The sequence below is a fragment of the Saccharibacillus sp. JS10 genome, from assembly GCF_024436065.1.
Lineage (GTDB): Bacteria > Bacillota > Bacilli > Paenibacillales > Paenibacillaceae > Saccharibacillus.
Window position 1 is genome coordinate 254,990 of the sequence record NZ_JANFNS010000001.1, and the last position, 26,780, is coordinate 281,769.

Sequence of the window (26,780 nt, forward strand, 5' to 3'; positions counted from 1 at the left end):
TGATGAAAAAAAGCATTTTACCGCGCGGCGGTGCAAAAGGCATCGTGAGTATCGGAGCGCTTGTTGTCATCTTTATATTGACGGTATTTGCTCCTTGGTTCGCGCCCGTCGATCCGTATAGTCAATCACTCCAAGATATTTTGATTCCGCCGCTCAGTCATTATGGCAATGATGGCGGCATCAGCTTGCTTGGAACCGATCAACTAGGACGAGACGTATTAAGCCGTTTGTTGTATGGCGGGCGTTTGTCATTATGGATCAGTATCATCGCCGTATTCGTTTCTGGTGTTCTTGGGAGCGCGATCGGTATTATCGCAGGGTACTTTGGCGGTAAAGTCGATGCCTTACTCATGCGCCTGGCGGATATTCAAATGTCGATTCCGAGCATGTTGCTTGCGATTGTGATGGTAGCGGTATTGGGTTCGGGACTTACGAATATCGTCATCGTACTCGCCGTAACAGGTTGGGTGACGTTCGCCCGGGTAGTCCGTAGCCAAGTGCTGTCATTAAAAGAAATGGAGTATGTCGAAGCAGCGCGTGCAATGGGCGTTCCGCATGCTACCGTTATGATTCGGCATATTTTACCGAATACGTGGTTTACGATTGCCACGCAAGCGGCGCTGCAAATGTCGCATATGATCTTGCTTGCCGCTGCACTGAGTTTCCTCGGGCTTGGTATCGAAGTCTCGACGCCAACTTGGGGCGGTATGGTCAATGACGGCAAAAGCTATATTGACTCCGCATGGTGGTTATCGACTCTTCCCGGTCTTGCAATCGCCTTTGTGATCTTGAGTATTAATCTGTTCGGCGATTGGCTACGGGATCGCTCCGAAGCTAGATAATGTAACGTTTAGATTCAAAAGAAAGGAAGCGAACGCAGAATGTATATCGTGTCCCGCGATTTGATTGAGCAAAGCGGTATTGATGATCCACAGTTAACGCTGTCAGTGATTGAAGAAACACTACGCGGCAAAGCGGCTGGAACGTCGGTTTTTGCACAGGAAGTTGCGATGAAGCGAGGAAAGCCGGAACACGGCGCATTTTATTCGCTCCCTGCTTATCTTGGCGCTACACCAGAAGCTTCCGGCGTTGCCGGGCTAAAATGGACATCGCATATGCCAAGAAGTAATAATCAAGCCCTTCCTTATACGCAGCCAATTATTTTGTTAAATGATCTGGAAAGCGGTCAACCGATTGCTCTGCTTGAAGGTGAGCTAATTAGCGGGCTACGTACGGGTGCGGTATCTGCTGCCGCTGCACGCGCTCTTGCTCATCCTTCAGCAGGCTCTTTGCTAATATGCGGATCTGGGTTCCAAGCTTTTTATCAATTACGCAGTCTATTACCCGTACTGCCGAATCTAAAAGAGCTGCATCTGTGGAGTCGTAATCCCGAACATGCCAAGCAGCTTCAAGAAAAGTTCCAAGTTGAACTGGATAAACGAGGCATTACGGTTCGAATCCACCTTGAACTTCCAAACCGGCTTGATTTTGTAGAAATTATTGTCGGGGTAACATCGGCAGCTGAGCCGTATTTAAATTCTCAGCATTTCGTGAACGGTCACTTGTATCTGCACGTAGGGATGAGAGATGTTTCAAGTGATGCTATCGAAGCTTTCGATCATATTGTATGCGACGATTACGCAGCGGGCGTTCCGTCCAGTAGTCAATCTCTTTTCGTTCATGCAAGAGAGTACCCTTCTATTGAAAACAAAGTGAAGTTATTGGAGAATGTGAGCGATACGAATGTGATCAAACAAAATTCTTCCACTAAGCTTATGTTTAACGCTTTCGGGCTATCGATTTTTGATCTAGCTCTTGCCCGTGAAGCTCTGCAGCGTCTACGGCGTAGCGACAATTTGGCGCATCAGCCGCTTTCATTCAATCTCACGGGCGCATCGCCTCGGGAAGGAGGAGACTAGACCATCATGTCTACACCGCTTATCAAAGTTCAACAACTCGGTCTGCAATTTGTAAAACGCGAATCGACAACGACTATTTTCAAAGACTTGTCTTTCGATATTCGCGAAGGCGAAGTGTTATGTATGGTCGGCGAATCCGGAAGCGGTAAAAGCGTCGCCGCAAAATCGATTATGCGATTGTTACCAGAACCGCCTGCGCAATATACCCAAGGACAGATTCTTTTTGAAGGTCAAGATCTATTGAAGCTTAACGAAAAGCAATTATGCCAAGTTCGCGGCAAAAAGATTGCGATGGTCTTTCAAGATGCGCTTAGCGCGCTGAACCCGGTCTATACGATCGGCACGCAGATGGTCGATCTGATTCGACTACATGCTGACAAAAAACTCAGCCGTAAAGTCGCACTGAGCGAAGCCAAAGAATTGCTGAAACAAGTCGAAATTCGGAATGTCGATGATGTGGTGAAGCAATATCCGTTTCAACTCTCTGGCGGGATGCGGCAACGCGTAATGATCGCCATGGCTCTTTCTTCGAAGCCGAAGTTGCTGCTTGCCGACGAACCGACGACTGCTCTTGACGTCACTGTGCAAGCTCAGATCTTGCAGCTGATCTTAAAGCTTAAAAAGCAATACGGCATGACCGTATTATTTATCACGCACGATTTAGGCGTTGTGCATGAAGTCGCAGATCGAGTGATCGTCATGAAGCAAGGCGAACTCGTTGAAGAAGGCAGCAAAACCGATATCTTCACACGTCCTGCGCATCCCTATACCAAACAGCTGTTAAGCAGTATGCCGCGGATCTACTTCGAGGAGGTGAAGCTATGAGTGAACCTGTACTTGAAGTTGAAGGTCTACGCAAAGTCTATCCCACTCGAAGCGGCAAAGATTTTACCGCGGTAGACGGCGTTTCGTTGTTTCTGGGAAAAGGAGAGACGTTAGGCATTGTTGGAGAGTCCGGTAGCGGAAAAACAACAGTTGCCAAAATGATCGCGGGTATGATTCCGACAACGGAAGGTCAGATGCGATTAAATGGCAAAACGCTAGATCGTGCTTCTCGCCCTAGAGAGGATAAACGCAATGTTCAGTATATTTTTCAAGATCCGGTGTCATCATTGAACCCTCGGTTGAAAGTGCGCGATCTGATTGCCGAACCTTTGAAGCTTTATTTCAAACTTTCGGGCAAAGATATCGATACACGCGTCGATCAATTGCTGAACGATGTAGGGTTGCCGCTGGAATATCGATCGCGATATCCTAAAGAACTTTCTGGCGGTCAGTGTCAGCGGGTCGGAATAGCTCGCGCACTAGCCGCCGAGCCATCGATTATCGTGTGTGACGAACCGACATCCGCACTCGATATGACGATTCAATCGCAGATTTTAGAATTGCTCAAAGCATTGCAGCGAAGCAAAGGCGTATCGTATTTGTTTATCGCTCACGGTTTGGAAGTGATCTATAGCATTTCGCACCGGGTGATGGTCATGAAAGAAGGCGTTGTCGTTGAAGAAGGCGAGACCGCAGATATTTTTCATCGTCCGCAGCATATGTATACCCAGTCGCTAATCGGAGCGATTCCAAAGATCGACATTCCACAATTTACAGATTAATAAGGAGGAGTTAACTATGACGATCAGCAACAGTGTTGTACCTTTGATGAAACCCGAAGAGATGAGCCCGGAAGTTCAAGCTTTTATGGATGAACGGTTGAAAAGCGGTAGCCGCGTTACAAATATGGTGAAAACATTGCTGTATTCGATGCCTTCATTCCGCGCGATGGAGTTTTATCCGGTACGTAATGAACTCCAAGAAATTATCGGCAGCCGCGCGGTATACTTCTACTGCTATGCGATTTCGACCGAAAACGACTGCTTGGTGTGCTCGACTTACCATGCGAAACTGCTTCGAGATTTGGATCTGCAATTCGACGAATTCGAATTTACAGAGACTGAAAAAGTATTAATCGACTACGGTCGCGGCCTGGTGAACAACGCGAACAATATCGATCCTTCGATCTATGATCGCCTGAAAGCGAAATTTACACCGGCAGAGATCGTTCTGATTACAACAGTAGGTTGCAAAATGATCGCGTCGAACATTTTCAATGAAGCGCTCAAAGTTGATCTGGACGAGTATTTGTTCGAAGTTGAATTCGACAAAAACATTTTGCCGGAAAAAGCTTAAGCTCATTTAATCGGTAACAATCAAAAGACTCTTTCCCACTTGGGAAAAGAGTCTTTTTTTACGATTTTTGTAGATCGACGAATCCTTTTCCGAATACATCTTGCAGTTGATGAATCGTTAGGAAAGCATCACGGTCTGTATTTTTGACGATATTTTTAAGCAAAGGCAGTTCTTTTTTATTCACCACGATATACAAAATGTCTACCGCATGCTGGGTGTCATAGCCTTGCCCGCTGACGACCGTTACGACGCGATCCATCTGAGCATTCACTTTTTGAGCGATCTCATCTTTTCGTTTGGAGATAATGGTGACCGATTTTTGTGGATTGACGCCTGTGGTTACGAGATCAATCACTTTTGTCGCGACGACGAGCATGATAATCGTGAACATTAGCTTTTCTGCTCCAATAATAAAGTACGAACCGGCAGCTACAAGCACATCACAGACCAGAAGCGCCCGGCTAATATTCCAACCCCAATATTTATTCATTAGACGAGCGATAATGACGGTTCCCGCCGTTGTGCCGTCTCTACGGATAATGAGTCCGATTCCAAATCCGATCACAGCTCCGCCGAAGATCGCATTCACCATCAGATCATTCGACGCGACATGCCAACCTGCGGTGAGGTGGAGAAACCAAGCGTGCATAGCGACGGCAACTAAGGTGTAGCCTACTGTTTTTTTCGGGAGTAATCGATAACCGATCGCAAGCAAGGTCATATTAATAATGAAGCTGCTCCATCCCGGCGACCACTGAAGCGCATAATATAAAATGATCGTAATCCCGACTACGCCGCCTTCGCCCAATTCATGAGGAATAACAAATACATTGATGCCAAGCGCGAAAGCCAAAGCACCGATCGCAATCAGGAGTAGATCTAGAGCTGTCTTTTTCAACGAACGATCCTTCTTTCTATCCGGTTCACGGTTCCTATAATCCTCTACGTATTTAAGCATGATTGCCTGATTTCTCTCAAGAACCTGATCTACCAAGATACCAGAGTAACGGAGTAGACGACTAAAGGAAACGTGCGAGTTAGATGAAAAGAGACCGAGACGTTAGTTATGTGGTATACTTAATAAAAAGGTACGACAAAGGAGACGCTCTGCATGCAGTTTATCGGTCAAAAAGTAGAACATGTAAGTTATGGACAAGGAGAAATTGTAAATCACGAGGGTCCGCGTATCGAAGTTCGTTTTGCCGATGAGCCGGAGACTCGGAAGTTTATGTATCCAGATGCTTTCGAAAAGTTTTTGACAATGCAAGATGAGAAATGTCGTGCGCAAGTGGAGACTGACGTGCAGGCGATGCACGAAGGACGCCGCGAAGAACGCGAAGAAACCGAACGTAAATATCAAGAAGGTAAAGAAGCGGAAGCTGCTGCGAAAAAAGCAAAAAAAGCACCTGCACGTAAAAAAGCAGTTGCCAAAAAAGCTTAAGCATTCGACCAGGCTTTCGTTTTTCTAAAAATGAATTGGTTGCAAAAAAGCTCCCTTCGGTAACATTCGAAGGGAGCTTTTGATTATAACGGCTACGTTACATCTCGTATAAATACCGAAACACATCAGCCATTTGTTCATCGCTTTCTTGAAAATCGTTTTTCACCCAAACCAAAATGATATTCGCAAGCCCGCCTATACGGTAAGAAAGTTCGTAACTGCGATATTGCTCATTTCGATCCAATTGATAAACATCAACGAACAATTTAACAAAATGATGACTAAAGCTGTTTGTAAAGATGCTGAACAGATCGGCTTTCATTAGGCTTCTCATCAGTACGTGATGGTGCCGCAGATAAGAAAAGAACACTTTTGAATCTTCAAAAACCTTCAATTCGTTAAAATCCGGAATTTGATTTACAAAGTCTTGAAAAATTTGTTCCATATAGTTGACCAAGACTTCTTCTTTTGAATTAAAATTACGATAAAAGGACATACGCGAAACGCCTGCTCTTTTGGTTAACTCCACGATCGTAATTTTATCTAAGGTTTGTTTTTGCATAAGCTGTAATAAAGATTCAGCAATAGATGTACGAACGACTTCGTTTTCAGTCATGTATATTCTCCTCTTGTTTGTATCGCTTGGGTTGTGTTGATGGATGGGTCAAGTCGTAATCGTACCGATCGTCTTGCCTTTTCAGATACAAGTGTATCAGTGCTTGGCGTCTACTTCAAATGCCAAAGGTGGGAATTTGATTTGAATTTTACAAAACAACGCTTAAATCAGATGCTAAACCGTTTTTGTTCGCAAGAAGAATCTTTTTCTTTTTTTGACGAGTTAGATTCGGTAGATATGCAGGAGATGTGGGGGCTATGGAAAGGCGAAGAACTGAACACCGGACACCCCCTCGAAGGGCTACTTACGGCTTCGGGCTGGTACGGCAAAGAATTTCTTGACCCTGAGAACGTGCATCCTTTGGTGTTTGAGAAAAAGAACGGAAACCGTTATATCGTGAATCCGCTGCTGATCCCGATGAATCTTCCTTTTCAAAATATCCCAACGTCCATGATTCGCCCAGCGATGACGATCATGCGTCCTATTTTACAAACCCGTAAAAGCGCAGCCCGATTACGTCATATCGAATATCGAGGGAAACAGAGTGCTTCTATGGTCTATGATCAAAAAGACATCATCGATGTTTTCCGGAAAGTGGACGATGATACGTTATTTGCGATTATGGATATCAAAAGTCTGGATAGCGATCTGACATACTTTTTTGTGTTGAATCGAGTAGATACTCATTAAGGAGGACTCTACATGCAATACGTGAAGCTAGGAAATACCGGGCTGGATGTCTCTAAATTGTGTCTAGGATGTATGGGATTTGGCGACCCCACTAAATGGATTCATTCTTGGGTGCTAAACGAAGATCAGAGCCGACCAATTATTCAAAAAGCATTAGAACTTGGAATTAACTTTTTTGATACGGCTAATGTGTATTCGATGGGCGTTAGCGAAGAGATTTTGGGAAAAGCGATTAAAGACTTTGCTAATCGGGATGAAGTGGTACTCGCCACAAAGTTACATGGTCGGATGCACGAAGGACCAAATGGAGCAGGATTATCCCGTAAAGCGATATTCAGTGAAATCGATAAAAGTCTACAGCGACTGCAAACCGATTATGTGGATCTATATCTGATTCACCGCTGGGATGAACATACGCCGATCGAAGAAACGATGGAGGCTTTGCACGACGTTGTCAAAGCGGGAAAAGCCCGATATATCGGGGCGTCTGCAATGTATGCGTGGCAATTTCAAAAAGCGTTATATACCGCAGAAAAGAATGGGTGGACTAAATTCGTCTCGATGCAAAATCATGTGAATCTGATCTATAGAGAAGAGGAACGGGAGATGTTGCCTCTATGCAAAGCGGAAGGAATTGGAGTTACGCCGTATAGCCCTTTGGCTTCGGGAAGATTAACGAGAGATTTGTCTCAGACAACCGCTCGTTCGGAAAGCGATCAGGTGCAAAAATCGAAGTATGATGCGACAGCAGATGCTGACCGTGTCATTATCGAGCGGGTCGCTGAACTTGCAAATCGATACCAGGTAGGGCGGACTCATATCGCATTAGCTTGGTTGTTACACCATACATCGATTACTTCTCCTATTATAGGAGCGACCAAGATTTCTCATTTGGAAGACGCTGTACGGGCATTAAATGTCCAACTCACGGCAGAAGATATGGCTTGGTTGGAAGAACCTTATATTCCGCATGCTATTGTAGGGCATAGTTAAGTTGAAATAGGATCTTTTCATCAGAGAGAAAGCAGAGGGACGTCAATCATGTCGGCAAAAGAAAGTTTACAATCTTATATCGATTCACCGGAATTACAGCGTAATTTGTATCGCAAAACCATGAAGATCGTTATCGCTTCGCAAATGTTCGGGGGAGCAGGTCTAGCTGCCGGAATCACGGTCGGAGCATTGCTGGCACAAGAGATGTTCGGCACAGATAGCTTTGCGGGTATTCCGACCGCTTTGTTCACGTTAGGTTCGGCAGCCGCAGCATTGCTTGTCGGACGTCTGTCTCAGCGGTATGGCCGACGGATTGGATTAGCTGCCGGATTTATTGGTGGGGGAGTCGGAGCGATTGGCGTTATTTTCGCCGCTATGCTTCAAAGTATTCCGCTGCTTCTGATCTCGCTTCTTGTTTACGGAGCAGGTACCGCGACGAATCTGCAAGCGAGATATGCGGGAACGGATCTTGCGCTGCCGACAGAGCGTGCCAGATCGATCAGTCTCGCGATGGTATTTACGACGTTCGGTGCCGTAGCGGGACCGAATTTGGTCAATGTGACCGGGGGAATTGCGACTTCTATAGGAGCACCGACTTTATCCGGGCCTTTTATGTTGGCGGCGGCGGCATACTTGTTAGCCGGGTTTGTTTTGTTAATCTGGTTAAAGCCCGATCCGCTGATCGTCGCTAAAGCGATCGCGACAGCGCAGCGCGAACAAGATCAAATGAAAATGGAAAAATCGACGGCAACGTTATCCAGTTCAGCTAATGTAGTAACTGCTCAAGCCAACAAAGTCGGCATCATCGTAGGCGCTGCGGTTATGGTACTGACGCAAGTCGTAATGGTCGGCATTATGACGATGACACCTGTGCATATGAAACATCACGGGCATGGGCTAGGCGCAGTCGGGATCGTTATCGGTATCCATGTCGCCGCGATGTATCTGCCTTCGCTGATTACAGGCGTACTGGTCGATAAATACGGTCGTAAAAAGATGTCGTACGCTTCGGGGGTGACGTTGCTGCTAGCAGGTCTGGTAGCTGCTTTTGCGCCGGGAGACCATATGGGGATGTTAATTCTAGCCCTTGCGCTGCTCGGCTTGGGATGGAACTTCGGTCTGATCAGCGGTACGGCTGCGATTGTCGATGCGACAACGCCGGAGAATCGCGCGAAGACGCAAGGGACGGTAGATGTACTCATTGCGTTGTCTGGAGCATCAGGAGGCGTATTATCGGGTATGGTCGTGGCGCATAGTAGTTATTCGGTTCTTTCGCTGTCAGGAGCCGTATTGTCCTTGCTGTTAATTCCGGTCGTATTGTGGTCGAGAAAAGCTAAGTAATAGGTGAGTTACGCCGCGCTTGTTGCCCGTCTATGTACAACAAAGCTCATATTCGTTAAAATTGGGTATAAACGCTCGTTAGAGCTTGTCAGGAATAAAGGAGGTCTTGTTATGGTTATTCCAATTTTGGAACGCATTAATGAACTGTCGAGAAAAGAAAAAGAAGAAGGTCTGACTGAAGCGGAAAAAGCAGAACAACTCACATTGCGTAAAGAATATTTGCGCGTATTCCGTGGTTCGGTCAATGATATTTTGCTTAATTCTACGATTGTCGATCCATTAGGTGACGATGTGACGCCGGAGAAATTAAAAGCAAAGCAAAATGAATTAGGACGACATAAAAACGACTAAGTTATCATGACATAAGGGCATAGCATCATAATGGACGTATCTATCTGAGTCGTATAGATACGTCTTTCTTGTATATAGGGATAAGAGATTGTGATCAGAGGAGGGATGACCGGTGGATAGCAAAGACTGGGTCGGTTCGCAACACGCGTATTTGGATTTGCCGTCTATTGAGAAAGTGTCACAACTTACAGTGGGTCGATATGGCGGGAACACACAAAGCGGCGCTTATAAAAATGAAGACGGGTTCTTGATTTGGTGTGATCCAACATGGGAATTCGTCACGTTGATCGATGCGCATCATTCTTGCGATAGCGCGGAACTCATTATTGCGACGTTGCAACAACATGAGGAAGCGATTCGATTTATTTTGGATTCCGATATTAAGGTACTATTTGATAAAATCGAACACTTTCTGCTTAGCTTGTTGAAATCGGATTCATTTTTGGAGCAATGTCGTTCTCTTCAAGGGGAAGCATCTTGTCTGATTACGATTCGAAAAGACAATATGCTAGGATGGCTTTCTGTAGGTGATTGTGAGTTGTTTTTGATCCATGAAGAGTTAGAAAAATGGAATCAAACCCGCTTGAATCAGCGGAATTTTTATGAGTGGATCGGGAAAGTGAATTCATTTGATCAAGTCGTTCCGAGTTATTCGCTTGGACGCAGACAACTTCGCACAGGGACAAATCATATTTGTATGATTACAGACGGATATTTGGATCATACGGATGCTGCGATTTCGATTGCGGACTTATGTCGTTCGGAAGACTTGGGTCAAGCTTTTTTGGAGGAATTGCATCAGGGGCAGACCGTAGATAGTACGACCTTTGTCAGCTTTCGTACACATAATGAGCGGGAAGCGGCTATGCCGTCGGATTCACCTCAGACATAGAATATCTATTTGTCTAAAATATTGGATTGAAAAACAAAACCGGTCTTACTTTCATTCAGTTAGAAGGTAAGATCGGTTTGTTTTTTTAACCTTGATTTTGGATGATACTTTTTAAATTTTTGATTGTCGCAAAATGCATCGCTTCATGATAAATCAGAAATCCCAGCAGTTGTTCGACATTCGTAAACGTAAGACCTGTAGAAGATTTGTAATGGGGATGGATTTCTTCTTGCGTCTTGCTCGATAGTATAAGTTCAGCTCTTTCAAATTGTTCGGTTAACAAATCACTGATTTGAGACAAAGTTGGAGGTGTCGTCTTCCATTCAGCAGGTTGAGTTCCTGGATCGAACCATTTGTTAAAGTCAGTAGGATATTGGGTTTCTTGCCCGGTAAGCTGGAGAGCAAACTTCTCAAACACCACATACAGATGTCCCAAATTCCATTTGATATTGTTTTTCAAACCGACAGGGATGATCTCAGAGATCGATTCATCTAGGTTACTCACATAATCTAAGGTCTGACGGCGAATAAAACTCAATTGATCGATTACAAAATGGCTCATGATTTGCCCCCTAATTAGTGACTACCGTTAGTTGCAGAAATAGCAGTTGAGATTCGTTGAGACAAATTTTCCAACGTGCGTCCAAAGAACGTTTCATCAGAAAGGGCTCTGCTCAATACCAATCCGCCTTGAATCCCTGCAACGGTTTCTTCTGACATTCGATTCGCCTCTTCAGGTGCAATACCTGCTCGTACCAAAGCCGCGCTTAATGCTTCCATCCACCTGATAAAATACTGGCGAATCGTAGCCGCAAAACGATCTCTCGTTTCATCCAAAGCGAATGCGCCGATTAGACATATCCGTTGACCGGATTGGAAATAAGCATCGACCTCTTGCCACATATGAGTAATCGCTGCCTGCGGTTCATTCTTCTCAAGCGGTTCAAAAAGGTGAAGGACAAACCACTTATCGATATGAGTCAGAATTTCAGCAGCGATCTCGTCTTTGCCGCCGGGGAAGAAGTGATACAGACTTCCTTTGGATAAGCCGGTTCGAGCTGTAATCTTGCTCATAGAAGCCCCTTCGTAACCTAGCTCACGAAACACTTCGGTAACGAGCGGGATGACATCTGGTTTTTCAAAAACGGTACGTGTCATAGTCCCAACTCACTTAAGCTTGGATGATCGGCAGGACGCGTGCCAAGTGCCCAATGGAATTTTCGATCTTGCTCTTGGATCGGCATATCATTGATCGAAGCGAATCTACGTTGCATTAATCCGTTCTCGGCAAATTCCCAATTTTCATTTCCGTAAGATCTGAACCAATTATTGCTATCGTCGTGCCATTCATAAGCGAAACGTACGGCGATGCGATTGTCTGTAAATGCCCATAGTTCTTTAATCAGTCTGTAATCCAATTCTTTTGCCCATTTCCGAGTAAGCAGAGCTACAATCTCTTCACGACCTGTAAGAAACTCGCTGCGATTTCTCCAATAACAATCTTCGGTGTATACAAGCGATACGCGTTGTGGATCCCGGCTATTCCAGCTATCTTCTGCAAGACGGGTTTTTTGAATAGCCGTTTCGAGGGTGAATGGAGGTACTAAGTTTGACATGTGTATTTCCTCGCTTTCTGTACTGTTTGTTTTAATATAAACCGATCGGTTTAGAAAAGCAAATACTATTTTTGATATTGTTAAAATATTGAGAATTACTATATCTGTAAAAGAAAAAAATGTTAAATTAATAGGAGCGAGCAGTACCTATTAAAAAGGAGGTTGGACATTGAATTTTTTAGTTGTAAATAAGCAATTAGCCAAAGAGATCCAGCAATCCGAAATCGAATATTTTCATTCTCGAATTAGCTCTATAGGCGAGAAAAGCGGCAACCCAGAAGGGGTTGAAATCAAAAAGTTCGTTAATGCTACAGCTTTTTATATTCAATCGATGCCGTGGGCTTTATTCAACTCGGTCAAAGGTATCTCAGAGAATGAGATTGATCGATTGGAAGAAATGATAGAATTTTATCAAACGAAAGAACGAAAATTCCAAGTTGAAGTCGATCCGATCAACGCAACGCCAAGTTTATTGAGAGAGTTATCGGAAAAAGGATTGTTTCAAGAAAGCTTTCAATCTGTATTGTACGGGCTGCCAAGTCAGCAAAACTTTGATTTTTCGCCAGAAATTACGATCAAAGAAATCAAGGATGCCGCTCATTTTGAGGACTTTGCAGGGATACATTGCGTAGCATCAGGGATCGATCTCGTACATAAACATCATTTTGTAAACAATAATATCGGCTTACTTCATCGTAAAGGTTGGAGATTGTTTTTGGCGTATTGGAATGAGCAACCAGCGGCTGTAGGTGTCATGTATAATAACGAAAAAATCGCATCGTTTACATTAGCGGCAACCGCACCTGAGTTTAGAAAAAAAGGTCTGCAAACCGCACTTTTAAAATGGCGTATGAACGAAGCTTACCGAGCGGGTTGTGAATTGATCGTGGCACAAGCAAGCTCGGGCAGTTCAAGCCAAAACAATATGGAACGGATCGGTTTACGGATGGCTTGGACAAGAGCGATCTGGGTTTCACGTTAATCCAAATAAAAATGCCGGTTCTTAAAAAAGAGTCGGCATTTTTATTTGGAACGTATAAAACAGACTTAAATGCGATAAAACAGGGTATTGAATTGATCCATATACATATGTACAAAATACTGATTTTGTGAAAAAGTATGTTTAAAATCTTTAATCAATGCGACTTTTACTTATAACAAGCTGTCATCTATTTATTTAAGAATTTTTATTTGCTTCTTACTTAAAATAATAGTTACAAGTTTATTTTCATTTACGGAGAAACTCCATTTACCGGCTACAATTATATTGTTGTCTTTATTGTTAAAAATCTCGTCTCGTATAGCTTTAAATTCAGTTATATCATCGAATTTCAGTGAAAATTTGTATTCTTTCTTTCCTAAATAAGCCTTCAAATGAATTTCATTTTTGGATGAATCATAAAATTTAGGCTTATCACGCTTTAATTCAACGATTCTATTGCCAACAATATCCTGAGTACTTGAATACATTTCAGTGCTACCCTCATAAACTAGTATTTTACCGACAATATGCCCATTGTATGTGTCAGTATAATGGTGAGTTTTACACATCCCATATATTTGCAGCAATGTACGAGGCGGCTTTAGATCGAATGACCCTTTTTTAGATATGGTAGAATTATTTTTTTTGGTTTGAGGATTGCTTTTCTCAGTTAAAGCTAAAAATGCTTCATTAAAATCAAATTTATTTTCGTCATACTTAGTAGGATCAAAGTTGCTTAGTGATGCATGATAAGGACAATTTTCTACATGTCTGTGTCTTTTGATTTGCGTACTAAAATAAAACTTTGCACTACCGTTTCTACCACAAATATGCATATGTGCATCACATGCTAGATTTGGACAATAGAATCGAGTGCTTTTGTTTTCTCTAAACGCAGTGTTTGCCACTACTTTTATTGTTCTGGCTGGATCTCTAAAAGCATACATTACCATGTATTTTCACCGTTCCCGCAACTGAATAGAATTTGATTTTAAATTTAAAAAGCTTTTACCGTCTAATTATATAACAAAATTTAAATGCAATAACTTTAAATTCATTACTGAAATAGATTTAAAGTTATTGCATCGTCTAGCAATTTATTCTCCCAATTCAATCATCGCTTTAATCACACCGGATTCCGGCTTCAGCCAATGTTCAAATTCGCCTACAGCTTCTGCAAAACCCGCTCTGTGCGTCACGTAGCGATCCGCATCGATATAACCCGCTGCAATAGCTTTGCGGACTTGTTCAAAATCTTCCATCGTTGCATTTCGGCTGCCTAGCAGCGTCATTTCGCGGCTATGAAAATGCGGGTCGTTGAATGTGATGTCTTGTTTGACCAGTCCCACATATACAAGAGAACCGCCATGCGCGACGTATCCGAACGCATTTTGCATCGATTGTACGCTGCCCGTCGCATCGATCACGATCGGCGCGCCTTCTCCGTTCGTGAGTTCATTCAACTGATTCTCCGCATCTTCCAACGCGTTAATCGTGTGGGATACCCCTGCCCAATCGCGGCAAAATGCCAGTCGCTCTTCGTTAATATCCAGCGCAATCACATTCGCTCCGGCATAACGTGCCAGTGCCATAATGCCAAGCCCGATCGGACCTGCGCCTACGACCAATACCGTCTCTCCGCTTCCTGCAACTAGACCCGAACGACGAATCCCGTGTGCACCAATCGCAAGTGGCTCCAAAATAGCCGATTGATCCAGCGTCAGCCCTTGTGTGCCAATCAGATGGCTAATCGGTAGCAAGACGCGTTCGCGCATCCCTCCGTCAATATGCACGCCGAATACTTGCATATGCTGACAGCAGTTCGTTTTGCCCGAGCGGCAAGCCGAACATTTGCCGCAGTGCATATACGGAACGACGCTGACGATATCGCCTACGCGTAGCCCTTTTTCATTTTCTCCGATTTGTTCGATCACACCGGATAACTCATGACCTAAAATACGCGGATAGCTGAAAAAAGGTTGTTGGCCCCGATACGCATGAAGATCTGTCCCGCAGATGCCGACGCGGCGAATACTGACAATCGCTTGTCCAGCTTCAAGTACCGGTTCAGGCAGATCTTCTTTCCATACTAAACGTCCGACTTCTTCGCAGATAATCCCGTTCATCGCAGTCCCTCGCTTTTGCCGGATGTCGCTACGGATTGGTTGTACCGCTCAATCCCGCTAGACCAGCTTACATTATGAATCGGTTGTAAAATATCCAATACTTCTTGGAGCAACGCTTCGTCGATCGGTTCTTCGATCCATGCCGCATTACGCGCGATATTTGCTGGCGAAGCCGTGCTAACCAGCGTAGTCGGAATATCCGCATGGCTTGTCGAATACTGCATCGCAAGCTTGGCGATATCCGTTCCGGCATTTGCGCAGTGCTGCGCCGCTTTTTGACAAAGGGCTTTTACTTCTTTGCTTGCCGGATGCCAAGACGATGGTTCGCGTGTACTCAGAAGCCCCATCGATAACGGCGAAGCATTCACTAAGCCGATATTTTGCTTTTTCAAAAGCGGAACGAGTTCCAAAAGCGAATTGTCATTGAGCGAGTAATGGCAGTACGACAGAATTGCGTCCACTTCGATCTGCGGCAACATTTGTTCAAACAATGCTAATGGCAGCCCGCTAATTCCGGTAAACCGGATTTTGCCTTGTTCTTTTAATCGATGCAGAGCCGGAACCGCTTCTTCCAAAATAATCTCGGGCGATACAAATTCAATATCATGCAAAAACAAAATATCCAAATAATCGGTCTGAAGACGTTGCAGACTTTCTTCGACGCTGCTGAAAATTCGTTTCGCCGTAAAATCGAACTCGGCTTCGCCGTAACGCCCCGCTTTTGAAGAAAGCAAAAACTTATCGCGCGGAAGCTGTGCCACCGCTTGTCCCAATACCGATTCGGCGCGAGTTAATCCGTAATAAGGCGATACGTCAATGTAATTGATACCGCAATCGATTGCCGCATGTACCGTGCGTACGCTTTCGCTATCGTCCGTCTCACGGAATACGCCTCCAAGTGACGAAGCACCAAAGCTTAATACCGATACATCCAGGTTCGTTTTGCCTAGTTTACGCGTTTTCATGAGATTGCTCCCCCGTTTTCCAAATAAAATCGTTTTGCATTTTCTCCGAATAACAGATCTCGGTCTGCCTGACTCCATGCTGGCGGTAGTGCTTGCTCCAAAATATCGACCACTTGATCGTAATCAGCAGCAAGTAGACATACCGGCCAATCGCTTCCGAACATCACACGCTCAGGCCCGAACGCTTTGAGTACGTGACGCACGTACGGAACGAAATCTTCGGGTTTCCAACCAGACGGATTGGCTTCAGTCACCATGCCCGACAATTTGCAGAACAATCCCGGGTACTTCGCAAATTGACTGAGATTCGATGCCCAACTTTCAAATTCGCCTTTTGCGATCTGAGGTTTGGCAATATGATCGATTACGCCGTAGAGATTCGGAACCTTTTCGAGCAATTGCAACGTAATCTCCATTTGAGGAGATGTAAGCAGCAGATCGATCGGCACTTGCTCCGCAGCGTAACCGCGCAGCGCATCCACGAACGAAGGAATCAACATTTTCGAAGGGTCTTCCATATCTTGAATCATAATGCGGAAGCCGCGAAATTTCGGGTGAGTACGGAATTTGTTGTAATGAGTTCGGTGGTCAGGGTCAAATAAATCAATCCAACCTACGACTCCTAAAATCGAAGGATTCTCATCGGCAAGCGATAAGATATATTCGGTTTCTTCAAGCGTTGGAGCTGCCTGAACGAGGATACTTCCGCCTAATTGATGCTTCTGAAGCAAAGGCTCAAAATCCACCGGTAAAAAGTCCCGATACAAAACCGGAAGTTCCGGTGTAATCCAGCCGTAATCGCCGCGCTGAATCTTCCAATAATGTTGATGAGCATCGATACGCATAATGATTCTTCACTCCTTTATCGACATTGTATATAATGAAAAGCGGATTGAATATCATCGTTTCTTGCATATTTGTCACTTTTTTTGATATTTTGTAAGCGTAACGCATTTGATTGAAAAAGAGAAAGGGAAAACTTCTTATGAAACCTTTGCGTAAGCCTTTTGTCGGTGATCCCTTATTTCCGTTGGAACTTTCCTACCGGACACTCAAAAAAACGATCGACGAACTGCCGGACCATCTGCATGACCGTTACGAAATGGTGTTTATCCATAGCGGACACGGGATATTTTTTATCGATGATGCGTGGTACGACAAAAAAGCCGGCGATCTTTTTTTGATTCCCGGCAATACGATTCACCGCTCTTTGCCGCATGATGAAGATCCGATTGTGTCTTCGGTGTTGTTTTTCGCTCCGAGTCTACTGCATAGCGAATCGACGGAAGCTTCGTATCACGCTCTATATAGTTTTGACTGGGTGCGTAAAAATAAAACGTACCGGATCGAGCTTACGCCGCTTTTGACCAAAGAAGTCGAAGCCGCTTTTGCCGATATTCAGAGCGAGCTGGAGCAACGTTTGTTTGGCAGTCAAGAAGCGATCAAGTTGAGTCTGCATCGCCTGCTGCTGCAACTGAATCGTTCCATTCACGCAACGCAACCGGATTCTTTGGAACAAGCGAACAGTATTCCGGCTTGGATGCGAGATGCACTCCGTGAAATCGACGAACATCCCGAACGCGCAAACGGATTATCGACTTTAGCTGCCAAAGCTTGTATTTCCGCTCCCCATTTTTCCCGGGTGTTCAAACAATTGACCGCGATGAATGTGACGCAATACGTGAATGCCAAGCGGATTGTGCGTTCCAAAGAATTGCTGCTCAGCACGGATCAAAGTATCGCCAATATTGCCCAAAGCTGCGGATATGAGACGACCGCGCATTTTCACCGCATGTTCAAAAGAGTAGCAGATGTTACGCCTAGTCAATACCGCCGTAGTTTAAAAGGACACAAATAAACGGACAGCGGCAGGGCTATCCGTTTGGTGATTTGTCTTTTAATTCAGTTCTTTTCGCAACCATTCAAAAGCAGGTTTCCCGTGGATTTCATGACCCCCCTTAAACAAATCGACTTGAAGACCGTCCACCCGCCCTGCTGCTTCAAACAAAACGGTCAATCGTTCAAGCGCCGTATGAACGCCTGCTCGGACAAATAAAGCATCGGTATCTCCTGATTCGATAAGTAAGCTTCTAGGCGCGATGAGTCCAAGTAGATCGGGCATCTCGGACTCCAGCAGTATGCCGGGGATATAATTATCCAAACAATGCGAACGAGCCAAAATACTATCTTGGAACGTATTGGCATAACCGCTGATCACGGCACATGAAATACGAGCGTCCAAAGCTGCTGTAAATCCTGCGACGAGGCCGCCACCGGAGATCCCCATGATGCCCAAGCGATGAGCTTGGTTTTGCCAACGGTTTTGTACATAGTCGATGGCTCGCATGGTTTCGTAAATTCGATAACCCGCTATCGTTTGTCCGATCATCAGCAGTGCTGACGACAAGCGAAAACACGAATTTTTGCTTGGGTCGTGTTCGGCTAACATCCGATCTTCGGTTAAACGCCGATCGCCGAAACCAAGCAATTCCGGAGCCAGTACAATAAATCCTTGCCGGACAAGCGATAACGCAAAATCTTGATGTAGACCGGGATCGCCGTGTCTGACTGAGCCGTCAGGTTCTAGCCCGACAATCTCCCGGCTTCCGTACCCATGACCATGGATCGCAAAAACAATAGGCGTGGAGTCGGCAACATGTTCTGGGATCAGTACATACATAGGCATTCGAAGATACTCGTACGTCGTAATTTCGATCCGTTCCCGAGTATAGCCTTCGCAAACTGTCTGCTCCAAAAGTTCGGGTTGAAGTTCATCAGGATTTTCAGGAAATGCCCCTAACTTTTCGCGAAATCGCTTTGTCGTCTCGGCTTGCCACTGTTCAAATGTAGAATTTTCTTTCCATTCCGAGCGCCGAGGTGCTTGATGACTCAGATTTTGGATAAAGGCGTCCAATTCGTTTCCTAACTTTTGCGAATACGAAGATGTCATTTTATTGATCTCCTTAAAAGGAAGTGACTTATGTCTACCGTAAATAACCTTCATCCCAAGTACCGTATCTGTAAAGACCGATTCAGCATTCAACATATGAAACGAAAAGGCGTTACGGCAATGCCGCGCCCGCACCGTCATGAGCAGATCGAGCTGTATTATCTATGCGAAGGCGAACGGGTTTACTTTGTAGATGATCGCGTCATTACACTGCGTAAAGGCGAGTTGATTTTGATTCCTGCGGCGCAGATCCATTCGACTGCAAGCTCGGAGGTCGCGGAGTTCGAACGGATTTTAATCAACTACGATCCGCGTTTGTTGCCGACATCTTTGCAAAACGAAGCGATCTGGTTCCATCAACACAGGTACCGTGTATTTACGCTGACGCTTCGTGAACAAGATGAAGCGAAACGGTTGCTTCTTAAAATGGTAGACGAATGCCGAAGTGAACGATGTCATTACGAAGATTGCGTACTCGCCTTGTTTACGGAGCTATCGGTACTGCTTCAGCGCTCGGAAAATATGCAACTTGATGAGCCAAGTGAAGCCGCAAAACCGCCGCTACACGATCTTATCAACGAAGTAGCAGCGTATATTCGCAAGCATTATGACCAATCGCTAACCTTGGAGCAAACCGCGGCCCATTTTTTTATCAGCGCTTCGTATTTAAGCCGCGTTTTTCATCGGTTAACCGGTTTTCATTTTCGAGAATACATTATTCATATTCGGATGCGCGAGGCGGAGAAACAATTAATTCATTCGGAAGAACGGATTCAGGATATTGCGCTCAGCATTGGATTTGAACATTTGTCGCATTTTAACAAAACGTTCAAGAAAGCGACTGGATGGACTCCGCTTCAGTACCGGAAGCAGACAAGATCGGATCGCCATTCCAAGTAACGTTGCAGCAGTTATGTGCAGTGAGCTGGGGCTGCTGATGCGTTTGAAGTTCAACCTGATTAAATGTAATCCCGTCTCCGTAACGTAATACGATCCCTTTGCGACTTGCGGCACGGAAATTTTCGACATGCAGATTGCTGAGCGGCATCTCTGGAAGACCGTTGACCAATAAAGCCGTCTCCGCGCCGCCGCATACAAGATCTTTAAGCGTGATATCACGGAATATAGGCGTTTCTTCCGTCACCGGATATTTCGTATCGTCATGACCTTCAGAGCCTTCTACCCCTGCATAAAAAAGATGGAACGAGACCGCTTCGTAGATGATATCGCGCATCAAAATCCGCTCCATCACAATGTCTTCGACTACCCCGCCGCGCCCGCGTGTGCTTTTGAAGCGTAATCCAATATCCGTACCGCTGAATACGCAATCGCTCACCCGTACATGCTTAACGCCGCCTGACATTTCGCTGCCGATCACAACGCCGCCGTGCCCGTGATACACCGTACAATGCCGAATCGTAATGAACTGACAAGGCATCCCCAGCCGTCTGCCTTCTTCGTCTTTGCCGGATTTCAAGCAGATCGCATCGTCACCCACGTCAAATACATTATGTTCAACTAGCGCATGGCTGCATGATTCAAGGTCCAATCCGTCTCCATTTTGCGAATACCACGGATTACGGACTTGCACATTGCGAATCGTGACCTCTTCGCAGCCTATAGGATGCAGGCACCACGCCGGCGAATTTTGAAAAGTAGCGCCTTCCAGCAAAACACGCTTGCAAGAACGCAGACTCACCATGTTGGGACGTAAAAACATTTTCGCAGGCAAATAATCTTCTCTGCTCACGGATTGGGATCCTTGCGCTAAAATAAGCTCGCGAAGATGTCGACAATGAACCTCTCCGTCTCTGGCTTCGGCACTTGGCCACCAGATTTCGCCGTCTTCATCCAAGACTCCCCCAGATTGAATTAATTCTTCCCACTGCGGCTGCGTCGCTTTGACCCGTTTCACCGGGCGCCAACCTTCTCCTGCGCCATCCCAAATGCCATCACCGGTAATCGCCACATCGGTCAGGTTCACGCCGTCAATCGGGGACTGACAACGCCACTCTGCCCAACCTTCAAAATGCGAAGGGATGATCCGGTATAACTCAGGATTGGAGTCGAATTGAACGATAGCCCCGCTTTTTATATGCAAATTGATATGGCTACGCAAAGTGAGCGGGCCTGTGCGCCATAGCCCAGCCGGAATCACGACTTTCCCACCGCCGGAAGCATGAGTTTCGTCTATTGCAGCTTGGATCGCGGATGTGCATAACGTGAATCCGTCACCCACTGCACCGTAATCGGTCACCGTAACGGTACGCCGTGGAATTTGCGGCAGTTCAGGCAGTCGGTAATCGCTTGATTTCGTATTCATAGATCTACTTCCTTTCTTTTCGAAGTTTATGTGTTTGTTATGCAATATGTGTTATTAAGTCTAGTTCATGCAAAATTAAAATTCTGCTTATTATTATGTCTGTTTCCTCTTTTTTTATACTTTTATGTTCTAAAATGAGATAAAACCCTCTTCGTCATGAAAATTTGCTATTTTGCTGTACACTGAGTTTAAAGCGATACAAAGATCAAAATAGGAGTGTGAATCATGTGTTTAACGGATTATCCGCTTTCCCATTAACGCCTTTCAAAGACGAAAAGATTGATGAACAAGCTTTTGTTGGATTTATGGATCGATTGGTCGATGCCGGAGTAGATTCGATAGGCGTACTTGGGTCAACCGGAAGTTATATGTATCTGGATCGCGCGGAACGTCGGCAAGTCATTGAACTCGCGGTGAAGCAAGCAGGAAATATTCCGGTGATGGCAAGTATCAGCTCGCTCCGTCTTCGCGATGTACTCAGACTTGCAGAAGATGCTCAGCAGGCCGGTGCTAGCGCTTTGCTTCTCGCCCCGGTCTCGTATCAGCCGCTTAGCGAACAAGAAGCCTACCTGCTCTATGAGCAAGTTTCGCAACAGGTTTCGGTGCCGATCTGCGTCTATGACAATCCGCGCACGACACAATTTACGTTTAGCGATGAATTGCATGGCAAAATCGCTGCACTTCAGCATATTCAATCGGTTAAAATTCCAGGGATATCGGATGATGCTATGCAAGCGAAAGCTCGGGTTGATCAACTTCGATCCGTAGTGCCCGATAACTTTTCTATCGGAATCAGCGGCGACGCGGTCGCGGTAAGAGGGCTGAATGCAGGATGCGAAGTCTGGTACTCGGTGCTGGGAAGTTTGTTTCCCAAGTTTTGCTTGGAGATGACGCGCCATGCCCAAGCCGGACGCGCGGAAGAAGCGCTGAAGCAATCCGAGCAATTGTCTCCGATCTGGGCTTTGTTCAATCAACATGGAAGTGTACGCGTTGCCGCCGCAATTGCGATTTATAAGAAATGGATAAGTGCGCCAGGGCTTCCTTTGCCGTTGATTCCGGTTGGTTCTTCGGCGATTGAAAATATCGAAGATTGTCTGAACGCGCTGGAATAAAGGAGGCTTTTATTAAATCGTGTGGTTTGTATTTGCGGTCGCAGCTGCCGCTTGCTTTGGGGTTCGGGGTATTTTGTATCAATGGACGTCTCAACGCCCGGTCGATCGGAATTTGTTATTTGTCGGTGTGTATCTATCCGGGATTTTGGTTTCGCTTCTTTTGAATATCCAAGCCAAGCAGCCGTGGAATCACGGTGTAGGACTAGGCGTGTTAATGGGCGTATTTTCTTTTGCGGCGAATGCTTCGATATATCGGGGTTATGAAGTCGGCAGAGCTTCTGTCGTCGCTTTTTTCTCGGCATTATCGCCTTTGGTTGTGGTCCTTGTCGCTTTCTGGTTATGGAATGAAGCACCGAATGGCGTTCAAGGCATAGGATTCGGGATCGTCGTACTGGCTCTGATTCTTGTTCGGTACGGGCAAGATTTTCGTAGCGGAAGCCTGCGAGGGTGGAACTGGGGTCTGATTGCGATGTTGCTCTATAGCTTCACCGATCTCAGCTCCAAACAATCGGTACTGATTGGAGCTTCGATGTTGCCCGTGCTCACGATGATGTTTGCGACGGGTACGGTATTGTTCTTCTTGATGTACATAAGCAGTCGAATATCGAAAAAGAACAGCCGGCCTGCCAGCCCTCCTGCATGGAAAGCACGGCGTACTTTAACATGGGGGATGACGGTTGGACTAACGAATATTGCGGGTATGATTTTGATGCTCCATGCTTTGCAAGAAGGGGTTACGGGGATTGTATCCGCGATTACCGCGATGAGTGTCATTATCGTGATTTTGTATGCGCGGTTTTATCTCAAAGAAACGTGGAGCCGGCGTGAGGCTTTCGGCATTTTGTTGGCTTTTGCGGGGATTGTTGTGTTGCGGTTGGCATCTTGAGTATTATCGGCGCTTGGGGTTTCTAGAAAGTTACGTGGGTAGTGGAAACCAGCTGACTCCGAGGAAAATTCGTTTCGGTCGCGTGTTGAAATCGAGAAAATGGATTTAACTTTTGATAGGAGTTTTCTCGATTTCAAAGGCGAACAATATCAGCGTATGCTTTCGAAGTATCTTTTCTACGAAAAGATTTCACTGCACTGAATTTCCCTCTCCGTCGGCTCTCTTCTAGCTAGTGTAGCATTTCTTGACACTTGAGCGTCCGATCAATATCGGCGCTTTTTTTGTTTGGTTAGTTAGTATGGGAAAAGCATATCTATCGCAAAAATGATGCTTAGACTAAGGACGATCAAGAGCGTCGCTAGTGCATCGGGCTTTTTGAAAAGAAGACGACGAAATACGGTTCTACCTCGTCCATCGCCGTAAGCGCGGGCTTCGATTGCGAGTGTGAGCTGATCGGCGCGGCGTACGGTGCTGATCAGTAGCGGAACTAAGATTTGAATAAATTCGATCATCGGAGAAAGCAGGTTCCGCTTCGATTGGAAACCTCTCGCTTTTCGAGCCAAACGGATTCGCTGAATATCTTCCAAGATCGTAGGGATAAATCGGATTGCGATCACAATCATCAATGCGAATTGTTCGACGGGAACGCGAAGTTTGGATAAAGGTTTGAGCAAAGTCTCGATTCCTTGCGCCATCTGTAGAGGTCTTGTGGTAGCGGTTAGTGCAGAAGCCGGTAAAACCATCAGCAGTATGCGCCAAAAAATTCGGATTCCTTCTCCGATTCCTTGCCCCCATAACAGATGATAAAGCAAAGTGAGCAAAACAACCGGAAGTAGCGGCATCAGACCACGGATGTATAAGGTCAGCGGAATACGAGATAACTGTAAGACGATGAATACGAATAAAGTCGCCGCTATATAACCGCTTTTAGTATCCAACAGCATAACCACGATCATAAATAAAAGAAAACCAATCAACTTGGTTCGCGGATCAAGAATATGCAGACTGGATTTTCGTTCCAAAAATTGCCCGACAATCAATCGATCAGAAGGATTCATGCTTGGCTCCTTCTTGCGGTATTTGCCAGATTTGTTCTACTTCTCGAAGAACGTCGGCTTCGCGGCAGCTTGCCGGGTGTAAGGTCATTCCTGAAAGTTGCTCCGTTAAGCGAAGCAGTTGTATCGATTCCGGCAAAGGAATTCCGGATTGTATCAGCAACTCGCTATGATCTAACAGCAATTCGTTTGCCGTCTGATGGGCAAGTAACTTCCTTTCATGCAGCAGCAAAATGCGATCGGAATATTCCGCTACGTCTTCGATACGGTGTGAAATGAATAATACGGTACGTTTTTGCTCGGTGCCTTTCTCTTGTTGCCAATCTTGAAGCAGATCGAGCAATTGACGGCGGCTAACCGGATCAAGAGCGGCTGTCGGTTCGTCCAGAATAAGAAGACTCGGATTAGCGATCAGCACCGAAGCGATCGCGAGCCGACGCTTTTGGCCTCCGCTAAGAAGAAGCGGCGATTGCGGCAACAAGTCTTCACTTAAGCCCACTTTCGGTAACAGGTTTTGAATCTGCTTCTGAATATCCGACATGGAATCTCCTCGCATACGTAAAGCAAAACTCAACTCACGTTCAACCGTTGTTTCGAAAATCTGATGCTCCGGATATTGAAAAACAAATCCAATCTCCGGAACCACCAAACTTTTTCCTTTTCGGTCTGTAGCGATAGGCTGACTACCGATCAGATATTGCCCAGTGAACCGAGGAATCAGCCCTTTGAGTAAAGACGCCAATGTAGACTTCCCGGCGCCTGTTTTGCCGATCAACGATGTCCAGGCGCCTGGCGTCAACGTTAGATTAATCCGCTGTAAGACGTCACGTCCGCTGCGCTGTACACTCACATCATGCAGTTCCCAGCCTACTCGTGTTTCTGCCGTCGTTTCTTTTTTTATCGATTTAACCATTGGGATGCGGCACGTCCTTTCCAGTCAGCCGCCAGTTCTCCGCGCCAATCAAGTCTTTTATGGATACGCAGCGCAAAAGGCGCTTCCAAGCCGTACGACTCAAGCGGTAGCGTTTTGAAAAAGTGGTCTGGGCGACCGTCGAATATCAAACATCCTTGATCTAGCAGTAATACGCGTTCCGAAACCAAAACTTCGTCCATATGGTGCGTGATTTGAATGATAGTAATTCCTCGCTGATGCAAACTCTGCATAAGTTGGATGAGTTCGAAACGGCTCGCTGGATCAAGCATCGAGGTCGCTTCGTCAAAAACAATCCACTTGGGACGCATGGCAAGAATAGCCGCGATCGCTATCTTTTGCTTTTGCCCTCCGGATAATTCATGCGGCGAAGCTTGAGCAAAAGACGTCATCCCTACGACTTGTAGCGCTTGATCGACTCGCTCTTGCATCTCTTCTGCGGGAACACGTATATTTTCTAACCCGAATACGATCTCATCGGTCACATTTGTCGTGATAAATTGATCTTCGGGATTTTGGAAAATCAATCCGATCTTTTGACGAATATGCGGCGTGTAGGCAGGATCGGACACTTCGATCGAATCCAGCTTTACCGAGCCTTGTTTTGCCACCAACAGACCGTTCATCAACTTGGCTAATGTCGATTTTCCGCTACCGTTGCCGCCGACAACCGATACAAACTCGCCTTGTTCAATCGAAAAATTGATCTCGTTTAATACCGATTGTCCTCTGCGGTAATAAAATTGTACGTGATCAAATACCAGCATTTTAACCCATCACTTTCTCTTCGATCGGGCTTAAGGCGCGTGCTTGTACGATCACGATTGCCGCAATCACCGCTTTGATGATATCTCCTGGCAAAAAGACAATCCCCGACACCAGCCCTGTCCAGATCGAAGTATGCGTAATGAGTGCCATAATCGGAGCTCCGATCAAGTTCACTAAAATTACGCCAAACACAATATGGATCAAGATCAGTTTCCACGTCTTTAATTTAGCCCATACCTTTTCTGTTGCAAAACCAATCAAAAATGCCGCAATCGGCCAACTAAAGATATAGCCGGCTGTCGGGCCTACCAGCGGAGCAAGCCCTCCTGAACCGCCTGTCAAAATCGGTAATCCGATTGCAACTAACACAATAAACAAAATCAAGCTGATTGCGCCTGTTTTTTTACCGAGAAATCCACCTGCAAGCATGACGCCAAGCGTCTGCAACGTGATCGGTACCGGAATAAACCCGAGCGGAATCGGCGGAATCATCCCAAGCACCGCAATCAGAGCGGCGAATAGCGCGGCGTATACCATATCTTTCGTTTTCATCGTAGAGCCTCCAATTCCAATTCTATGCTTTTGCATTATAGCGAGCTTTATTTTGATTGTAAACCATGATTTTATTTTAGGTTAACAATA

31 protein-coding genes are annotated in these 26,780 nt (G+C 45.6%); 16 read left to right on the forward strand and 15 right to left on the reverse strand.

What is annotated here, in order from left to right:
- Positions 1 to 2: 2 nt before the first annotated feature.
- The 5 genes from NOM90_RS01130 to NOM90_RS01150 are packed head-to-tail and all read left to right on the forward strand — an operon-like array spanning position 3 to position 4,100.
- Positions 3 to 842, forward strand: coding sequence for an ABC transporter permease (locus tag NOM90_RS01130; protein WP_255939345.1), 840 nt, complete (start codon positions 3 to 5; stop codon positions 840 to 842).
- A 39-nt stretch (positions 843 to 881) separates the two neighbouring features.
- The gene (locus NOM90_RS01135; protein WP_255939346.1) at positions 882 to 1,919 is read left to right on the forward strand and encodes a hypothetical protein; all 1,038 of its coding nucleotides are present in this window, start codon (positions 882 to 884) and stop codon (positions 1,917 to 1,919) included.
- 6 nt (positions 1,920 to 1,925) lie between these two features.
- Positions 1,926 to 2,744, forward strand: a complete 819-nt coding sequence (locus NOM90_RS01140; protein ID WP_255939348.1) for an ABC transporter ATP-binding protein — start codon at positions 1,926 to 1,928, stop codon at positions 2,742 to 2,744.
- On the forward strand, positions 2,741 to 3,526 hold the full coding sequence (locus NOM90_RS01145) for an ABC transporter ATP-binding protein (RefSeq protein WP_255939350.1): 786 nt from the start codon (positions 2,741 to 2,743) through the stop codon (positions 3,524 to 3,526). Before NOM90_RS01140 ends, NOM90_RS01145 begins: the two co-directional genes overlap by 4 nt.
- A gap of 16 nt (positions 3,527 to 3,542) precedes the next feature.
- Entirely contained in the window at positions 3,543 to 4,100 is a 558-nt protein-coding gene (locus NOM90_RS01150) for a carboxymuconolactone decarboxylase family protein (RefSeq protein WP_255939351.1), read from the forward strand.
- A 58-nt stretch (positions 4,101 to 4,158) separates the two neighbouring features.
- Here NOM90_RS01150 and NOM90_RS01155 read toward each other — a convergent pair whose 3' ends face one another.
- On the reverse strand, positions 4,159 to 4,998 hold the full coding sequence (locus NOM90_RS01155) for a YitT family protein (RefSeq protein ID WP_255939352.1): 840 nt from the start codon (positions 4,996 to 4,998) through the stop codon (positions 4,159 to 4,161).
- Between the two features lie 213 nt (positions 4,999 to 5,211).
- Between NOM90_RS01155 and NOM90_RS01160 the strand changes: the two genes are divergently transcribed.
- The gene (locus tag NOM90_RS01160) at positions 5,212 to 5,541 is read left to right on the forward strand and encodes a hypothetical protein (protein WP_255939354.1); all 330 of its coding nucleotides are present in this window, start codon (positions 5,212 to 5,214) and stop codon (positions 5,539 to 5,541) included.
- Between the two features lie 97 nt (positions 5,542 to 5,638).
- On the opposite strand, the gene NOM90_RS01165 is transcribed toward NOM90_RS01160, so the two are convergent.
- Positions 5,639 to 6,157 (reverse strand): TetR/AcrR family transcriptional regulator, encoded by a 519-nt coding sequence (locus NOM90_RS01165; protein ID WP_255939356.1) that lies wholly within the window; start codon positions 6,155 to 6,157, stop codon positions 5,639 to 5,641.
- Positions 6,158 to 6,298: 141 nt separating this feature from the next.
- On the opposite strand from NOM90_RS01165, the gene NOM90_RS01170 reads away from it, so the two are divergent.
- The 5 genes from NOM90_RS01170 to NOM90_RS01190 all read left to right on the forward strand — a co-directional run bounded on the left by NOM90_RS01170 (position 6,299) and on the right by NOM90_RS01190 (position 10,424).
- The gene (locus NOM90_RS01170; RefSeq protein ID WP_255939357.1) at positions 6,299 to 6,847 is read left to right on the forward strand and encodes a DUF4334 domain-containing protein; all 549 of its coding nucleotides are present in this window, start codon (positions 6,299 to 6,301) and stop codon (positions 6,845 to 6,847) included.
- Positions 6,848 to 6,859: 12 nt separating this feature from the next.
- Positions 6,860 to 7,840 (forward strand): aldo/keto reductase, encoded by a 981-nt coding sequence (locus tag NOM90_RS01175; protein WP_255939358.1) that lies wholly within the window; start codon positions 6,860 to 6,862, stop codon positions 7,838 to 7,840.
- A 48-nt stretch (positions 7,841 to 7,888) separates the two neighbouring features.
- A complete protein-coding gene (locus tag NOM90_RS01180; RefSeq protein ID WP_255939359.1) occupies positions 7,889 to 9,181 on the forward strand; it encodes an MFS transporter in 1,293 nt (430 codons plus the stop codon).
- Between the two features lie 111 nt (positions 9,182 to 9,292).
- Positions 9,293 to 9,532, forward strand: coding sequence for a DUF896 domain-containing protein (locus tag NOM90_RS01185; RefSeq protein ID WP_255939361.1), 240 nt, complete (start codon positions 9,293 to 9,295; stop codon positions 9,530 to 9,532).
- A 112-nt stretch (positions 9,533 to 9,644) separates the two neighbouring features.
- Complete coding sequence (locus NOM90_RS01190) at positions 9,645 to 10,424, forward strand: PP2C family serine/threonine-protein phosphatase (protein ID WP_255939363.1); 780 nt, start codon at positions 9,645 to 9,647, stop codon at positions 10,422 to 10,424.
- An 85-nt stretch (positions 10,425 to 10,509) separates the two neighbouring features.
- On the opposite strand, the gene NOM90_RS01195 is transcribed toward NOM90_RS01190, so the two are convergent.
- Genes NOM90_RS01195 through NOM90_RS01205 form a run of 3 tightly spaced genes read right to left on the reverse strand, consistent with a single transcriptional unit; the run spans position 10,510 to position 12,040 of the window.
- Entirely contained in the window at positions 10,510 to 10,986 is a 477-nt protein-coding gene (locus NOM90_RS01195; RefSeq protein WP_255939365.1) for a DinB family protein, read from the reverse strand.
- A gap of 14 nt (positions 10,987 to 11,000) precedes the next feature.
- Positions 11,001 to 11,582 carry a TetR/AcrR family transcriptional regulator gene (locus NOM90_RS01200; protein WP_255939367.1) on the reverse strand — a complete coding sequence of 194 codons (582 nt, stop codon included), beginning with the start codon at positions 11,580 to 11,582 and terminating at the stop codon, positions 11,001 to 11,003.
- Complete coding sequence (locus NOM90_RS01205) at positions 11,579 to 12,040, reverse strand: nuclear transport factor 2 family protein (protein ID WP_255939369.1); 462 nt, start codon at positions 12,038 to 12,040, stop codon at positions 11,579 to 11,581. The genes NOM90_RS01200 and NOM90_RS01205 overlap by 4 nt, the downstream gene beginning before the upstream one ends.
- A gap of 169 nt (positions 12,041 to 12,209) precedes the next feature.
- On the opposite strand from NOM90_RS01205, the gene NOM90_RS01210 reads away from it, so the two are divergent.
- Positions 12,210 to 13,022, forward strand: coding sequence for a GNAT family N-acetyltransferase (locus NOM90_RS01210; protein WP_255939371.1), 813 nt, complete (start codon positions 12,210 to 12,212; stop codon positions 13,020 to 13,022).
- 191 nt (positions 13,023 to 13,213) lie between these two features.
- Here NOM90_RS01210 and NOM90_RS01215 read toward each other — a convergent pair whose 3' ends face one another.
- From NOM90_RS01215 to NOM90_RS01230, 4 genes are all read right to left on the reverse strand, one after another.
- Entirely contained in the window at positions 13,214 to 13,975 is a 762-nt protein-coding gene (locus NOM90_RS01215; RefSeq protein WP_255939372.1) for a hypothetical protein, read from the reverse strand.
- Positions 13,976 to 14,119: 144 nt separating this feature from the next.
- Positions 14,120 to 15,148: a zinc-binding alcohol dehydrogenase family protein gene (locus NOM90_RS01220; RefSeq protein ID WP_255939373.1), complete on the reverse strand. Its 1,029-nt coding sequence runs from the start codon at positions 15,146 to 15,148 to the stop codon at positions 14,120 to 14,122.
- Complete coding sequence (locus tag NOM90_RS01225) at positions 15,145 to 16,113, reverse strand: aldo/keto reductase (protein ID WP_255939374.1); 969 nt, start codon at positions 16,111 to 16,113, stop codon at positions 15,145 to 15,147. Before NOM90_RS01225 ends, NOM90_RS01220 begins: the two co-directional genes overlap by 4 nt.
- Positions 16,110 to 16,958, reverse strand: a complete 849-nt coding sequence (locus tag NOM90_RS01230) for an amidohydrolase family protein (protein WP_255939375.1) — start codon at positions 16,956 to 16,958, stop codon at positions 16,110 to 16,112. The genes NOM90_RS01225 and NOM90_RS01230 overlap by 4 nt, the downstream gene beginning before the upstream one ends.
- A gap of 140 nt (positions 16,959 to 17,098) precedes the next feature.
- On the opposite strand from NOM90_RS01230, the gene NOM90_RS01235 reads away from it, so the two are divergent.
- Positions 17,099 to 17,971 carry an AraC family transcriptional regulator gene (locus NOM90_RS01235; RefSeq protein WP_255939376.1) on the forward strand — a complete coding sequence of 291 codons (873 nt, stop codon included), beginning with the start codon at positions 17,099 to 17,101 and terminating at the stop codon, positions 17,969 to 17,971.
- Positions 17,972 to 18,010: 39 nt separating this feature from the next.
- Here the strand turns inward: NOM90_RS01235 and NOM90_RS01240 are convergent, their stop codons facing one another.
- Entirely contained in the window at positions 18,011 to 19,063 is a 1,053-nt protein-coding gene (locus tag NOM90_RS01240; RefSeq protein ID WP_255939377.1) for a dienelactone hydrolase family protein, read from the reverse strand.
- A 30-nt stretch (positions 19,064 to 19,093) separates the two neighbouring features.
- Between NOM90_RS01240 and NOM90_RS01245 the strand changes: the two genes are divergently transcribed.
- Entirely contained in the window at positions 19,094 to 19,963 is an 870-nt protein-coding gene (locus tag NOM90_RS01245) for a helix-turn-helix transcriptional regulator (RefSeq protein ID WP_255939378.1), read from the forward strand.
- Here NOM90_RS01245 and NOM90_RS01250 read toward each other — a convergent pair.
- Positions 19,893 to 21,386, reverse strand: a complete 1,494-nt coding sequence (locus NOM90_RS01250) for a glycoside hydrolase family 28 protein (RefSeq protein WP_255939379.1) — start codon at positions 21,384 to 21,386, stop codon at positions 19,893 to 19,895. The genes NOM90_RS01245 and NOM90_RS01250 overlap by 71 nt on opposite strands.
- A gap of 227 nt (positions 21,387 to 21,613) precedes the next feature.
- Between NOM90_RS01250 and NOM90_RS01255 the strand changes: the two genes are divergently transcribed.
- Both NOM90_RS01255 and NOM90_RS01260 read left to right on the forward strand, forming a co-directional pair.
- Positions 21,614 to 22,498, forward strand: coding sequence for a dihydrodipicolinate synthase family protein (locus NOM90_RS01255; RefSeq protein WP_255939380.1), 885 nt, complete (start codon positions 21,614 to 21,616; stop codon positions 22,496 to 22,498).
- A gap of 19 nt (positions 22,499 to 22,517) precedes the next feature.
- Positions 22,518 to 23,384 carry a DMT family transporter gene (locus NOM90_RS01260; protein ID WP_255939381.1) on the forward strand — a complete coding sequence of 289 codons (867 nt, stop codon included), beginning with the start codon at positions 22,518 to 22,520 and terminating at the stop codon, positions 23,382 to 23,384.
- Positions 23,385 to 23,677: 293 nt separating this feature from the next.
- On the opposite strand, the gene NOM90_RS01265 is transcribed toward NOM90_RS01260, so the two are convergent.
- The 4 genes from NOM90_RS01265 to NOM90_RS01280 are packed head-to-tail and all read right to left on the reverse strand — an operon-like array spanning position 23,678 to position 26,690.
- Positions 23,678 to 24,442 carry an energy-coupling factor transporter transmembrane component T family protein gene (locus tag NOM90_RS01265; RefSeq protein ID WP_255939382.1) on the reverse strand — a complete coding sequence of 255 codons (765 nt, stop codon included), beginning with the start codon at positions 24,440 to 24,442 and terminating at the stop codon, positions 23,678 to 23,680.
- Positions 24,429 to 25,352 carry an ATP-binding cassette domain-containing protein gene (locus NOM90_RS01270; RefSeq protein WP_255939384.1) on the reverse strand — a complete coding sequence of 308 codons (924 nt, stop codon included), beginning with the start codon at positions 25,350 to 25,352 and terminating at the stop codon, positions 24,429 to 24,431. Before NOM90_RS01270 ends, NOM90_RS01265 begins: the two co-directional genes overlap by 14 nt.
- Complete coding sequence (locus tag NOM90_RS01275) at positions 25,337 to 26,137, reverse strand: energy-coupling factor transporter ATPase (RefSeq protein ID WP_255939385.1); 801 nt, start codon at positions 26,135 to 26,137, stop codon at positions 25,337 to 25,339. Before NOM90_RS01275 ends, NOM90_RS01270 begins: the two co-directional genes overlap by 16 nt.
- Before the next feature lies 1 nt (position 26,138).
- Positions 26,139 to 26,690 carry a biotin transporter BioY gene (locus NOM90_RS01280; protein WP_255939386.1) on the reverse strand — a complete coding sequence of 184 codons (552 nt, stop codon included), beginning with the start codon at positions 26,688 to 26,690 and terminating at the stop codon, positions 26,139 to 26,141.
- Positions 26,691 to 26,780: the final 90 nt, after the last annotated feature.

Excerpts from the sequence above, each read along its gene's own strand:
- NOM90_RS01130 (WP_255939345.1), top strand. The coding sequence starts at position 3 with ATGAAAAAAAGCATTTTACCGCGCGGCGGTGCAAAAGGCATCGTGAGT.
- NOM90_RS01135 (WP_255939346.1), top strand. The coding sequence starts at position 882 with ATGTATATCGTGTCCCGCGATTTGATTGAGCAAAGCGGTATTGATGAT.
- NOM90_RS01140 (WP_255939348.1), top strand. The coding sequence starts at position 1,926 with ATGTCTACACCGCTTATCAAAGTTCAACAACTCGGTCTGCAATTTGTA.
- NOM90_RS01145 (WP_255939350.1), top strand. The coding sequence starts at position 2,741 with ATGAGTGAACCTGTACTTGAAGTTGAAGGTCTACGCAAAGTCTATCCC.
- NOM90_RS01150 (WP_255939351.1), top strand. The coding sequence starts at position 3,543 with ATGACGATCAGCAACAGTGTTGTACCTTTGATGAAACCCGAAGAGATG.
- NOM90_RS01160 (WP_255939354.1), top strand. The coding sequence starts at position 5,212 with ATGCAGTTTATCGGTCAAAAAGTAGAACATGTAAGTTATGGACAAGGA.
- NOM90_RS01165 (WP_255939356.1), bottom strand. The coding sequence starts at position 6,157 with ATGACTGAAAACGAAGTCGTTCGTACATCTATTGCTGAATCTTTATTA.
- NOM90_RS01175 (WP_255939358.1), top strand. The coding sequence starts at position 6,860 with ATGCAATACGTGAAGCTAGGAAATACCGGGCTGGATGTCTCTAAATTG.
- NOM90_RS01180 (WP_255939359.1), top strand. The coding sequence starts at position 7,889 with ATGTCGGCAAAAGAAAGTTTACAATCTTATATCGATTCACCGGAATTA.
- NOM90_RS01185 (WP_255939361.1), top strand. The coding sequence starts at position 9,293 with ATGGTTATTCCAATTTTGGAACGCATTAATGAACTGTCGAGAAAAGAA.
- NOM90_RS01195 (WP_255939365.1), bottom strand. The coding sequence starts at position 10,986 with ATGAGCCATTTTGTAATCGATCAATTGAGTTTTATTCGCCGTCAGACC.
- NOM90_RS01200 (WP_255939367.1), bottom strand. The coding sequence starts at position 11,582 with ATGACACGTACCGTTTTTGAAAAACCAGATGTCATCCCGCTCGTTACC.
- NOM90_RS01205 (WP_255939369.1), bottom strand. The coding sequence starts at position 12,040 with ATGTCAAACTTAGTACCTCCATTCACCCTCGAAACGGCTATTCAAAAA.
- NOM90_RS01215 (WP_255939372.1), bottom strand. The coding sequence starts at position 13,975 with ATGGTAATGTATGCTTTTAGAGATCCAGCCAGAACAATAAAAGTAGTG.
- NOM90_RS01220 (WP_255939373.1), bottom strand. The coding sequence starts at position 15,148 with ATGAACGGGATTATCTGCGAAGAAGTCGGACGTTTAGTATGGAAAGAA.
- NOM90_RS01225 (WP_255939374.1), bottom strand. The coding sequence starts at position 16,113 with ATGAAAACGCGTAAACTAGGCAAAACGAACCTGGATGTATCGGTATTA.
- NOM90_RS01230 (WP_255939375.1), bottom strand. The coding sequence starts at position 16,958 with ATGCGTATCGATGCTCATCAACATTATTGGAAGATTCAGCGCGGCGAT.
- NOM90_RS01235 (WP_255939376.1), top strand. The coding sequence starts at position 17,099 with ATGAAACCTTTGCGTAAGCCTTTTGTCGGTGATCCCTTATTTCCGTTG.
- NOM90_RS01240 (WP_255939377.1), bottom strand. The coding sequence starts at position 19,063 with ATGACATCTTCGTATTCGCAAAAGTTAGGAAACGAATTGGACGCCTTT.
- NOM90_RS01245 (WP_255939378.1), top strand. The coding sequence starts at position 19,094 with ATGTCTACCGTAAATAACCTTCATCCCAAGTACCGTATCTGTAAAGAC.
- NOM90_RS01250 (WP_255939379.1), bottom strand. The coding sequence starts at position 21,386 with ATGAATACGAAATCAAGCGATTACCGACTGCCTGAACTGCCGCAAATT.
- NOM90_RS01265 (WP_255939382.1), bottom strand. The coding sequence starts at position 24,442 with ATGAATCCTTCTGATCGATTGATTGTCGGGCAATTTTTGGAACGAAAA.
- NOM90_RS01270 (WP_255939384.1), bottom strand. The coding sequence starts at position 25,352 with ATGGTTAAATCGATAAAAAAAGAAACGACGGCAGAAACACGAGTAGGC.
- NOM90_RS01275 (WP_255939385.1), bottom strand. The coding sequence starts at position 26,137 with ATGCTGGTATTTGATCACGTACAATTTTATTACCGCAGAGGACAATCG.
- NOM90_RS01280 (WP_255939386.1), bottom strand. The coding sequence starts at position 26,690 with ATGAAAACGAAAGATATGGTATACGCCGCGCTATTCGCCGCTCTGATT.